General features: G+C 73.0%; 9 protein-coding genes. 3 read left to right on the top strand and 6 right to left on the bottom strand.

Annotated features, from left to right (window positions below; genetic code table 11):
* Nucleotides 1-23: 23 nt before the first annotated feature.
* Nucleotides 24-878 (top strand): phospholipid scramblase-related protein, encoded by an 855-nt coding sequence (locus tag ACIF83_RS09240; protein ID WP_393470097.1) that lies wholly within the window; start codon nt 24-26, stop codon nt 876-878.
* Between the two features lie 114 nt (nt 879-992).
* Here the strand turns inward: ACIF83_RS09240 and ACIF83_RS09235 are convergent, their stop codons facing one another.
* Nucleotides 993-1955, bottom strand: coding sequence for a hypothetical protein (locus ACIF83_RS09235; RefSeq protein WP_399724872.1), 963 nt, complete (start codon nt 1953-1955; stop codon nt 993-995).
* Nucleotides 1952-2746, bottom strand: a complete 795-nt coding sequence (locus tag ACIF83_RS09230) for a phosphatase PAP2 family protein (RefSeq protein ID WP_399724869.1) — start codon at nt 2744-2746, stop codon at nt 1952-1954. The genes ACIF83_RS09235 and ACIF83_RS09230 overlap by 4 nt, the downstream gene beginning before the upstream one ends.
* Before the next feature lie 259 nt (nt 2747-3005).
* Between ACIF83_RS09230 and ACIF83_RS09225 the strand changes: the two genes are divergently transcribed.
* Nucleotides 3006-3650 carry a TetR/AcrR family transcriptional regulator C-terminal ligand-binding domain-containing protein gene (locus tag ACIF83_RS09225; protein ID WP_393470105.1) on the top strand — a complete coding sequence of 215 codons (645 nt, stop codon included), beginning with the start codon at nt 3006-3008 and terminating at the stop codon, nt 3648-3650.
* Between the two features lie 118 nt (nt 3651-3768).
* Here ACIF83_RS09225 and ACIF83_RS09220 read toward each other — a convergent pair whose 3' ends face one another.
* The 3 genes from ACIF83_RS09220 to ACIF83_RS09210 form a co-directional block, all read right to left on the bottom strand.
* The gene (locus ACIF83_RS09220; protein ID WP_399724865.1) at nt 3769-4788 is read right to left on the bottom strand and encodes a DUF2510 domain-containing protein; all 1020 of its coding nucleotides are present in this window, start codon (nt 4786-4788) and stop codon (nt 3769-3771) included.
* Nucleotides 4789-4970: 182 nt separating this feature from the next.
* Complete coding sequence (locus ACIF83_RS09215; RefSeq protein ID WP_399724862.1) at nt 4971-6122, bottom strand: anhydro-N-acetylmuramic acid kinase; 1152 nt, start codon at nt 6120-6122, stop codon at nt 4971-4973.
* 3 nt (nt 6123-6125) lie between these two features.
* A complete protein-coding gene (locus ACIF83_RS09210; protein ID WP_399724859.1) occupies nt 6126-7355 on the bottom strand; it encodes an MFS transporter in 1230 nt (409 codons plus the stop codon).
* Between the two features lie 295 nt (nt 7356-7650).
* On the opposite strand from ACIF83_RS09210, the gene ACIF83_RS09205 reads away from it, so the two are divergent.
* A complete protein-coding gene (locus ACIF83_RS09205) occupies nt 7651-10335 on the top strand; it encodes an ATP-binding protein (protein WP_399724855.1) in 2685 nt (894 codons plus the stop codon).
* A 70-nt stretch (nt 10336-10405) separates the two neighbouring features.
* Here ACIF83_RS09205 and ACIF83_RS09200 read toward each other — a convergent pair whose 3' ends face one another.
* Complete coding sequence (locus ACIF83_RS09200; RefSeq protein WP_399724851.1) at nt 10406-11197, bottom strand: SDR family NAD(P)-dependent oxidoreductase; 792 nt, start codon at nt 11195-11197, stop codon at nt 10406-10408.
* Nucleotides 11198-11244: the final 47 nt, after the last annotated feature.

Here is an 11244-nt window from a genome sequence, read left to right as displayed (position 1 = left end):
TCACATCAGGGTAGTGTGCCCCGGTGACCACGCAATCGAACACTCCTGCAGGCTGGTACCCCGATCCGCACGGGGCTGCCCAGACGCTCCGTTACTGGGACGGCGCGCAGTGGACCGAGCACACGAACCCGGCCCAGCAGGCCGCCGGACAGGTTCCGCAGCAGCAGGCCGCACCCCAGCAGCCCGCCGCCCACATCCCGCACCAGCAGGCCGCCGACCCCAAGGTGCAGCGCCAGGTGCAGCAGCAGGCCGGGGTCGCGGCCGGCGGTCCCGGCGGCGGCACCCTCTTCACCGAGCCGGTCCTGGTCGTGAACCAGAAGGCCAAGCTGATCGAGCTGACCAACGAGTACAAGGTCATGGATCAGGGCGGCCGCGAGATCGGCGCGGTGACCGAGGTCGGGCAGAGCGCGCTGCGGAAGATCTTCCGTTTCCTCTCCAGCTGGGACCAGTTCCTGACGCACAAGCTGGAGATCCGCGACGCCTACGGCCAGCCGCAGCTTCTGCTGACCCGGCCCGCGAAGATCTTCAAGTCCCGGGTCATCGTGACGCGCCCGGACGGTTCGCAGGTCGGCGAGATCGTCCAGCAGAACATGATCGGGAAGATCAACTTCGCGATGAACGCGAACGGCCAGCAGGTCGGCGCGATCAAGGCGGAGAACTGGCGGGCGTGGAACTTCGCGATCGTCGACCACGCGGACAACGAGGTGGCCCGGATCACCAAGACCTGGGAAGGCCTCGCCAAGACGCTGTTCACGTCGGCGGACAACTACGTCCTGCAGATCCACTACCAGCTGCCCGAGCCGCTGTTGAGCCTGGTCGTGGCGACGGCGCTGACCGTCGACACCGCGCTCAAGCAGGACTCCCGGGGCTGGAACTGAGCGGGACCCGCACGGGGAGTACGGCAACGGCGGCCGGTGCGCGCGGACTTCGCGCGCACCGGCCGCCGTCGTGTGTCCGGTCGGGCCGTGTGTCCGGTCGGATCGGGTGTCCGCTCAGAGTGCGGTGAGATGCCCGGGCTGCTCCGGCTGCCGGGGCACCAGCGCTGGTTCCGCCGCCGCTGTGCCCGGCTCCAGGGCCAGGACCGCGGCGACGGGGTGGTCGTCGTGCTCGTCGTGCACGTCGGACTGGTCGGGTTCGGGCGCCGACCGGGTCAGCAGGACCACGCCCCAGGCCGCCAGCCCCGCCCCGGCCAGCCCCAGCAGCACGCCGCCGGCTCCGCCCCGCAGGCCCTGCCCGAGCAGGGTCAGTCCGATGATCGCGGCGGCCACCGGGTTGGCCAGGGTGACCACGGCCAGCGGGCCGCCGAGGCCGCCGCGGTAGGCCGTCTGCGACAGCAGCAGCCCGCCGGTGGCGAACGCGGCGACCAGGACGGCGACCACGATCACCTCGGCACTCGGCGCCGGGCCCGTGCGGTCCGTCGCCGCCACCGTCACCGTCTGGGTGAGGGCGGAGGCGACGCCCGAGGCGAACCCGGAGGCGGTCGCGTGCCGCAGGCCCGGCCGGGCGCCGGGCCGGGAGAGCACGCCGATCAGGGCAGCGGTCGTACCGGCGACCGCCAGCGCCTGGGTCAGGTTCAGCACCCGCTCGGGTGCCGGACCCGACGCGGTGACCAGCAGCGCGGCCAGCCCCAGCAGCGTGAGCGCCGTACCGCGCCACTCCACCACGCTGACCCGCCGCCCGGCCGCCCGCGCCCCGAGCGGCACTGCCGCGACGAGGGTGAGCGCGCCCAGCGGCTGGACGACGGTGAGCGGGCCGTACTTGAGGGCCACGACGTGCAGCAGCGAGGCGGCCGCGTTCAGCCCGACCGCCGACCACCAGGCGCCGGTGCCCAGCAGCCGCAGGAGTCCGGTCCCGGGACTGCGGGAGGCGAGGCGTTCCTGGGCGACGGCGGCCGCGGCGTAGGCGACGGCCGAGATCAGGGACAGGCCCACGGCGAGGAGTGCGGCGAGGCTCATCGGCCCGCTCCCACCAGGACGGGCTCCTTCGGGGCGAGCCTCCGGGCACCGTGTCCCGCCGTGCTGGACGTCCGCTCCGGCGGGTGGACGACCGCGAGCGCGACGCCGAGCATGGCGGTCGCCGCGATCGCGTCCAGCCAGTAGTGGTTCGCCGTGCCCACGATCACCAGCAGGGTGATCAGCGGGTGCAGCAGCCAGAGCAGGCGCCATGGTGACCGGGTGGCCGCGATCAGGCCGATCGCCACCATCAGGGCCCAGCCGAAGTGCAGCGACGGCATCGCCGCGAACTGGTTGGAGAGGTGGTCGCTGGACGGCGGGCCGTAGACGGAGGGGCCGTAGATCCGGGCGGTGTCCACCAGGCCGGTGTCGGTCAGCATCCGCGGCGGAGCCAGCGGGAACGCGAACGGCAGCACCAGGGCCGCGGAGGTGACCACGGCCAGGACCCGGCGGGCCCACACGTAGTGCGCGGGCCGCCTGAGGTACAGCCACACCAGGAATGCCAGCGTGGCCGGGAAGTGGACGGTCGCGTAGTAGGTGTTCGCCAGGTGCACGAGGGCGTCGCCGTGCAGCAGTGCGGACTGCACGGCGGTCTCGTGGGGAAGGTGCAGGGTCCGCTCGAGGTCCCACACCCGGTGGGCGTTGCGGAAGGCGTCCGCGGTATGGCCGGTGGCCAGCTGCCGCCCGAGCTTGTAGACGAGGAAGAGCCCTGCGACGAGCAGGAACTCACGGAGGAGCGGCGGGCGCGCTATCGCGTCCGGCTCCGCTTCTGCAGGCTCGGTTCGGGCATTCATCCCCCGGCCCCTTCGCTGACGGTCGTGCGTGTGGTGGTGCGGGCTGAGACCCGGACCGGGGTCCGGAGCTCATCGAGACGCCTAGGTACCGATACGTCTCAGTACCGATACGCGAGTGTACCGATACGGCAGTGTACCGATACGCTTGAGTACCGGTACACTTGCGTATCGATTGATGTGCGACACACTGGAGACAGGGTCCCGAGCCGCCCTTGCGCGGATCTTCAACGGACCGGGTACGAGTGAGGGGAAGCCACGCATGACGTCGCAGGCCGCGGACGGACCGGAGACGGTCGCCGCCTCGCGCCGCTCCAAGATCACGCCCGAGCGTGAGCGGGAGTTCTTCGACGCCGTGCTGGAGCAGATCCGCGAGTGCGGCTACGACTCCGTGACCATGGAGGGCGTCGCCGCCAGCACCCGGTGCAGCAAGTCCACGCTCTACCGGCAGTGGAAGACCAAACCCCAGTTCGTCGCGGCCGCGCTGCGCGCCAACCGCAAGGTGCGCTTCGCCGGGATCGACACCGGCTCACTCGCCGAGGACCTGCGCCAGGCGGCACGCGCCGCGGGCGACTGGTCCAACAAGGACGCCCGGCTCCTGCAGGCGCTCGGCCACGCGGTCACGGCCGACCACGAACTGGCGCAGGCGCTGCGCGACGCACTCGTCACGCCGGAGATCGCCGCACTGCAGGAGATGCTGGAGAGAGGTGTGCAAAGGGGCGAGGTGCGCGCGGACCACCCCGCGCTCGAGTACATCCCGGCCATGATGTTCGGCGTCCTGCGGGTGCGCCCGGTGCTGAGCGGCGAGTACGCCGACGCCGACTATCTCGACCGTTTCGTGGAGTCCGCCGTGCTGCCCGCACTCGGACTGACCCAGGACCCAGGCCGCCGTTCACGGGATGACTGAACGGTGACCTGCCGGCGCCGCACCGTGGGGACGGGGGCGGCGCGCACCCCCCGGCCGGGTGGGGTTCCTCTTGAGCGGAGGGGAACCCCACCCGGCCGACTGCTGTCTGCCGGTGTCCTCAGACGTTCTGGCCGTTGCCGCCGCCCGACGAGACCTTGATCCCCTTCAGGATGTCGTCGATGACGGACACCTTCCGGCCGACGTCCACGCCGAAGCGCACCACGACGATCTGCTTGGCGTCGTTGGGCGAGGGGAAGGCGACCGACTCGACGTAGCCGTCGGCGCCGTTGGCGGTGACCGCCTTCCAGCGCACCAGGTAGCCCTTCTGTCCGGCCACCGTGACCGCCTTGGAGGCCAGCACCTCGTGCGAGGTGATGCTGCCGTAGCTGGTGCCGCCGTAGGACTCCTTGGCGTTGGCCGCGATGTCCGCCTTGGCGACCGCCTCGGCCGTGTCGCCGTCCGTGCCGAGCGCGACGGCAGGTGCCGAGTAGGCGCCGCCCGCGGTGCACGTCTGCTGCTTGTTGCCGGGGCACTTGTAGGAGGTGTCGGACGTGACCTGCGCCCCCACACTGATCGTCTGGCCGGTCCAGCCCTTGGGCACGGGCATGCTGATCCCGTTCACCGGATCCGGCACCGTGCCGCCGCCCTGGATCTTGGGCGCCGCGGACTGCCCCGGGGAGGGCGACTCGCCGGAGCCACCGGACCCGCCCGGACCGCCGGATCCGCCGCCGGGTCCGCCCTGCCCGCCGTTCTGCCCGCCCGGTCCCTGCTGGGAACCGGCGCGGTCGTTGCCCGCGTTGCCTCCGTCGCCCTTGGTGAGCGCGTACACGCCGACCCCGATGCTCACCAGGACCGCGGCCGCCGCCGCGACGGCTATGCCCGTGCGCAGACCGCGCCGGGGCGCGGCCGACGGCTGGACCGGGTAGGCCGGATATCCCGGGAAGGCGGCCCCGTACGCCGGGGGAGCCGGCTGCGGGCCGCCGGGAAGTTGCTGCGCCGGAGGACCCCACGTGGCGGCCGTCCCGGCGGGGCGGGTCTGGTCCGTCCAGGCCTTGCCGTCCCACCAGCGCTCGGTGGGCGGACCGTCATTCGTCTGCCCGGGGTCGGGGTACCACCCGGGAGGAGTCACCTGCGTCATGCCCCCACCGTATGAGGCATCGGTGAAAGCCGGATGAGAGGATCCGCCGCCAATTCCTCGGACCGGCACATTTCACCTCGGATTTCTCTGCCTTCGCCGCGGATTTCCGTGTCTTCGCCGCGGACTCCCGCGCTCCGGCCACCACAGCCCGGCCGGCGTGCGGCACGGCACGGTGGGCTTCCTCACACCGCCACCACCAACCGCACCGGTCCGACCCGCGGCGCCGGCGGCAGCCGCAGGCCCTCCCGCCCCGGTGTCAGCGAGCCCAGCACGCTCGGGTGCCGGGCGCCCGTGCTGCGCGGGTCGGTGCCGGGCAGGGCGTGGGCGGTGAGGAAGCCGAGCACCGCGAAGGCGTACGCCTCCTTCGCGGCGGCGGACAGGCCGAGCTGGTCCGAGGTGCGTACGGCGGTCCGCGGGAGCAGCTCCCGGAGCCGGGACATGAGCACCGGGTTGCGAGTGCCTCCACCGGAGGCGATCACCTCCGTGGCACCGACGGACCGTACCGCGTCGGCGACCGTCCGGGCCGTCAGCAGGGTGAGCGTCGCCAGTACGTCCGGCGCGGACAGGCCGTCCACCCCGGCCGCCCGCAGGTACCCGGCGTGGAACAGCTCCTTGCCGGTCGTCTTGGGCGGGACCAGCGCGTAGTACGGCTCCGCGAGCAGCCGGTCCAGCAGCGTCAGGTCCGGCCGGCCCCGCGCGGCCAGCGCCCCGTCGGCGTCGTAGGCCAGGCGCCCGCCGCTGAACTCCCTGGCGGCCGCGTCGAGCAGCGCGCAGCCCGGCCCGGTGTCGAAGGCGGTCCCGTCCGGCGCGGTCAGGTTGGCGATGCCGCCGATGTTCAGCGCCACCGGCATGCCCGGCCTGCCCCGCAGCCACAGCAGGTCGACCAGGCTCACCAGGGGCGCGCCCTGGCCGCCGGCGGTGACGTCCCGGGACCGGAAGTCGGCGACCACCGGCAGTCCGGTGGCCTCGGCGATCCACGCCGGCTGCCCCAGCTGGAGCGTGCCGCGCACCCGACCGCCGTCCACCCAGTGGTAGACGGTCTGCCCGTGCGAGGCCACCAACTCGCCCAGCCCACCGCACAGTTCACGGTCGGCCCGGACCGCCGCCGCGGCGAATGCCTGTCCGATCAGGGTGTCGAGGCGGCACACCTCGGCGAGCGGGACGGCGGCCGGCGGCAGCGCCGCGGCGAGCGCTTCGCGCAACGTGCCGTCGTACTGCGTGCTCGCCATCCCCAACGGCTTCAGCACGAGCGTGTCCCCGTCCAGCCGTAGATCCGCGGCCGCCGCGTCGACCGCGTCGTACGACGTCCCCGACATCAGCCCGATCACCCGCATCGCTCAACTCACCTTTCTCGTCTGTGGTTTCATCAGCGCCAGCGCGCTCACCGCACACGCCGCCGCCGCGTAGTAGGCGGGCGCGTCCACGTTCCCGGTTCGGCGTACGGCCTCCGTGGTGATCAGCCCCGCGGATCCGGAGAACACCGCGTTCGACAGGGAGTAGGCCAGCCCGAGGCCCGTCCAGCGCACCCGTGCCGGGAACATCTCGGCGAGCAGCGCGGGCCCGGGCCCGGCCATGAGTCCCACCACGGCGCCCGCGGCACCGGTGGCCAGGCCCCTGATCACGGCCGAAGTCCCGTCATTCTGAAGCAGGTTGAACAGCGGCACGGCCAGTCCGGCCACCAGGACCGCCCCGGTGAGCATCACCGGCCGCCGCCCGACGCGGTCGCTGAGCAGCCCCGCCGGGAGGATCGCCACGGCGAACCCGACGTTGGCCGGTACGGTGGCGAGCAGCGCCTCCCGGACACCCGTGTGCAGCGAGGCCTGGAGATACGAGGGCAGGACGACGAGGAACGTGTATCCGGCCGCCGACCAGCCCATGACCCGCCCGATGCCGAGCAGCACCGCCGAGGCGACCGCCCCGGCGCCATTTGGGCCGACAGCCGTCCTCTCCCGCTCCCGGAACTCCGGCGTCTCCTCGAGCCCGAACCGCAGCCACAGCGCCACCAGCCCCAGCGGCAACGCCAGGAGGAACGGCAACCGCCAGCCCCAGGCGGCGAGTTGGTTCTCGCCGAGCAACGTGGCCACCGCCGCCGCGATACCCGCACCGCCCAGCAGGCCCAGCGCCACCGTGAACGACTGCCACGCGCCGTACAGTCCGCGCCGCCCCGGCGGGGCGAGCTCCGTCATCAATGCCACCGCACCGCCGAACTCCCCGCCCGCCGACAGTCCCTGAAGCGCCCTCAGGAACGTCAGTAGCCACGGTGCCAGGGCGCCCGCGGTGGCGTACGTCGGCAACACGCCGATCAGCATCGTCGCGGCAGTCATCAGCACGATCACCGCGATCAGCACCGGCCGCCGCCCGATCCGGTCGCCCAGTCTGCCGAACAGGGCCGCGCCGAGGGGCCGGAAGAAGAAGGCCAGCGCGAAGGAGGCGTACGTGCGCACCAGGCCCTCGGCCGGAGTTCCGCCCGCCGGGGTGAAGAACCGCTCGGCGAGGACGGTCGCGAGATAGCCGTAGACACCGAACTCGTACCACTCGACGAGATTGCCCACCGACCCCGCCGCCACCGCCCGCACCGTCGGCGGGCGGGCGGCGGTACCGCCGCGGGATCCGCGATCGTCGCGGTCGTGTCGTTCCCCGTGATCCCCGCGATCTCCGGGGGGTTCGAAAATCAGCTTCATTCCAGGCCCTGTTGACGGTTCGTCGGCTCCACAGCGGCTGGTGGCACGGCGTGCGCGTCGCCCACTCGCCTCATCGTTCACCCGGCGGGGCAACACCTGCCCGGACCGGCCTCCACACATCCCATCGGACGGCTACGCTCGTGGTCTGTACGTCATTCGGGCGACCTGGGGAGGTAACGGGATGACGGAGGGACGGCCGTCGGCGGCCGCCGCGGCTTCCCTGTGGGAGCGGGACGCGGAGATCGCCACCGTCACACGGACGCTCGACGTCCTGTGTGCCGATCAGTCATCCGCGGGCAGCCTGCTGGTCTTCCGGGGCGAGGCCGGACTCGGCAAGACCGCGCTGCTCACCGAGACCCGCCGGATCGCCGAGCGCCGCGGCTGCACGGTGTGGTACGCCCGCGGCGGCGAGACCTTGAAGTCCGTGCCGTTCAACGTGGTGCGGCAGCTGCTGCAGCCGGCGCTGGTCTCCCTGCTCCCGGGGGAGGCCCGCGAGTACCTCGGCGACTGGTACGACATCGCGGGCCCCGCCCTCGGGATAGTGGACCCCGGCGAGGGCAGCGTCGACCCGCAGTACGTCTGCGACGGACTCGTCGCGGCCGTACGCCGACTGGCCCGCCGTGAGTGGCCGCTGGTGCTGATCATCGACGACGCGCACTGGGCCGACCAGGAGACCCTGCGCTGGCTCGCCGCGTTCGCCGAACGCCTGGACGACCTGTCCGTGCTGGTCCTGGTCGCCCGCCGCCCCGGCGAGGTGACCGGCGAGAGCGCCCGTCACCTCGAAGCGATCGCCGCCGCGGCGGGCCGCCCCGTCAACAACCTCAGCGCCCTCACCCCGGAGGCCACCGCCGGACTCACCCGCGCCACTGTCGGCCGGCACGCCGACGACCCGTTCTGCCGCGAGGTCTGGGCCGTCACCGGAGGCAACCCGTACGACACCGTCGAACTCCTCGCCAAGGTGCTGGACAGCGAGGTCCATCCGGTCGAGTCCCGGGCCGGCGAACTGCGCGACCTGAACCGCTCCGCCCGCGGCGGCGGCCTGGTCGACCGGCTCAAGGGACTCGGCATCGACGCCACCCAGTTCGCCTGGGCCGCCGCCATCCTCGGCACCGGCATCTCCGTCGACCTCGTCGCACGGCTCGCCTCCATGAACCCCGATGTCGCCGAGCGCTGCGCCGACCTGCTCCGCACCGCCCGCATCCTCACCGAACCCGACCCGGCGGCCGGCGCCGAGACCGAGGAGGGCGAGCTGGAGTTCGTCCACCCGCTGATCGCCTCCGCCGTCTACAACTCCATCCCGCCGGGCGTGTGCACCGCCATGCACGGCGTCGCCGCTCAGATCCTCACCGAGACCGGGCACAGCGCCGCCGAGGCCTCCCGGCACCTGCTCAAGGTGCACCCGGACGACGACGAGGAACTCGTCGAGCAGTTGCGCGAGGCGGCCCGCGAACACCTGGCCGTCGGCGCGCCCGACGCGGCCCGCCGCTGCCTGGAGCGCGCGCTGGCAGAGCCGCCGCTCCCCGACGCGCACGCACAGGTGCTCTTCGAACTGGGCCACGCCACCCTGCTCACCGCACCCGCCGTCACCATCGAGCACCTGCAGTCCGCGCTCGCCATGCCCGGCCTGAGCAACACCCAGCGGGTCGACGCCGTGGTCCGGCTCTCCCAGGCGCTGCTCCACAACGACCAGCTGGAGGAGGCCGTCCGCACGGTCGAGGCCGAGGCCGCCCGGCACGAGCCGGGCCCGGTCAAGCTGCGGCTGCAGGCCGTGCAGTTCATGTGGGAGGGCATCCACGGCGAGACCGTGTCCCAGGAACGCTCCCGGCGCCTGGCCGAACTCGCCGGCACCTGCACCGGCCGGGACAACTCCGAGCGCGCCCTGCTGATCCTGCGCGGCTTCGACGCGATGACCCACGGCGAGAACGCCGAGGAGGTCCTCCAGCTGTGCGACCGCGCCCTCGTCAACGGCCGCCTCGCACCCGGCCTCGGCTGGACCGACGGCGAGTGGGGCATCGAACTGCTGATGATGCTCGGCAGCGCCTACACCTACGCCGACCGGCTCGACCGCGCCGAGAGCCTGTTCGCCGAGGCCCTGCGCGCCTACACCGGCGCCGGCTGGCGCGGCGGCCACCTCTCCCTGGCCAACGCCTTCCTCGGCCTCGCCTACCGCAGGCAGGGTCGGCTCCGCGACGCCGAGACCACGCTGCGCGAGGCGCTGACCCTGGCCGAGCGGGTCGGCCGAGGCCTGCCGCTCTACTGGTCGTCGACCTGCGGACTCGTCGACACCCTGCTGGCCCGTGGCCATGTCGAGGAGGCCTGGTCGATCGCCGAGCAGTACGGCTTCGCCCCGCCCTACCCGTCCACGATCGTGCTGCCCGACATCCGCTCCGTGCGCGGTCGGCTGCTGCTCGCCATGGGCCGCACCGAGGAGGGCATCAACGAACTGGAGGCCGCCGAGAAGACCGCCGCCTCCCGCGGCGGCCACAACCCCGTCCTCGCTCCCTGGTCCATCGAGCTCGCCAAAGCCCTCGCCACGCAGGACCCCGCCCGGGCCGCCCAGCTCGCCGCGGACGCCCGTCGGCAGGCCGAGCGGTTCGGCACGGACACCGCCATCGGCGAGGCCCTGCGCTGTGCCGCCGCCCTGGAGACCGGCCAGCGCGCGGTCCACCTGGCCGCCCAGGCTGTCGCCTATCTGGAGGCCTCGCCCTGCCAGTACGAGCACGCGGCGGCCCGGGTCGAGTACGGCATCGCGATCCGCTCGGTCGCGGAACTCAACCGGGGCATGGCGCTGGCCCGTTCGATCGGGGCGGACGGGCTGGTGGCCCAGGCGCGGGAAGTGCTGGAGACGGGCCGGGGACTGCGTTAGGGCCTGTCGTCGCATTCCCGTCGTCGCGCGAAGGAGCGGGGCGGACGGGAATGCGACGACAGCCCCTGGGTCAGATGGCCAGCAGCTGGTCGGTGACCGACGCCAGCCGCCCCCGCACATCGGGGTCGTACGTCGCCTCGTGCGCCCGTGACGGGCTCGTGCCGTCGAAGTAGCGGCCCGTGCCCAGGTCCTGGGTGGCCAGGGCCAGGACACCCGGCGCGCCGTCGGCGACCGTGTTCCACGGCGTCACGCCCGCGTCGCGCACCATCGTCGTGTCCATGTAGGTCGCCGGGTGCAGCACGTTGACGGACACCCCGGTGCCCGCCAGTTCCTCGGCGAGGGCGAACGTGTGAGCCGCCAGCGCGAACTTGCTGCGGCAGTACGCCGACACGCCGCTGTAGCCACGGGTCAGTTCCGGGTCGGCGAAGTCCAGCGGCTCCTGGCCGGCCGAGCCGACGTTCACGATCCGGGCGGGCGGGTTGGCGCGCAGGACCGGCAACAGGGCGCGGGTCAGGGCCACCGGCGCCAGGTAGTTCACCGCGAGCCGCAGCTCGTGCCCGTCGGCGCTCAGCTCCCGCCCGGAGCCGTGCGGACCGCCGCCGGCGCCCGCGTTGTTGATCAGCACGTCCAGCTCGGGATGGGCCCGGGCGACCCGGGTGCCCAGCTCGCGCACCTCGGCGAGCGAGGCCAGATCGGCGACGAACCCCTCCGCCCGGCCCTCGGTGCGCAGCTCCGCGACCAACTGCTCGGTGCGCGCCCGGTCACGGCCGTGGGCGAGGACGAGATGGCCGTCCCGGACCAGTTCGAAGGCGATGTACCGGCCGAGCCCGGAGGTGGCGCCCGTGATCAGAACTGTCGACATGCCCCCACCCTAGACACGGCCCGCCCCGGGAAGGAGGTGCTGTTGAA

Origin of the sequence: Streptomyces sp. NPDC085866, from assembly GCF_044541035.1 — a bacterium.
Lineage (GTDB): Bacteria > Actinomycetota > Actinomycetes > Streptomycetales > Streptomycetaceae > Streptomyces.
The sequence above is the reverse complement of the archived record's forward strand: the minus strand, read 5'-3'. Positions and strand labels throughout refer to the sequence as shown.

What these genes read in the sequence shown, in the direction of transcription:
- ACIF83_RS09200 (WP_399724851.1), bottom strand. Translation starts at nt 11,197, where the DNA reads ATGTCGACAGTTCTGATCACGGGCGCCACCTCCGGGCTCGGCCGGTAC.
- ACIF83_RS09220 (WP_399724865.1), bottom strand. Translation starts at nt 4,788, where the DNA reads ATGACGCAGGTGACTCCTCCCGGGTGGTACCCCGACCCCGGGCAGACG.
- ACIF83_RS09205 (WP_399724855.1), top strand. Translation starts at nt 7,651, where the DNA reads ATGACGGAGGGACGGCCGTCGGCGGCCGCCGCGGCTTCCCTGTGGGAG.
- ACIF83_RS09235 (WP_399724872.1), bottom strand. Translation starts at nt 1,955, where the DNA reads ATGAGCCTCGCCGCACTCCTCGCCGTGGGCCTGTCCCTGATCTCGGCC.
- ACIF83_RS09215 (WP_399724862.1), bottom strand. Translation starts at nt 6,122, where the DNA reads ATGCGGGTGATCGGGCTGATGTCGGGGACGTCGTACGACGCGGTCGAC.
- ACIF83_RS09230 (WP_399724869.1), bottom strand. Translation starts at nt 2,746, where the DNA reads ATGAATGCCCGAACCGAGCCTGCAGAAGCGGAGCCGGACGCGATAGCG.
- ACIF83_RS09225 (WP_393470105.1), top strand. Translation starts at nt 3,006, where the DNA reads ATGACGTCGCAGGCCGCGGACGGACCGGAGACGGTCGCCGCCTCGCGC.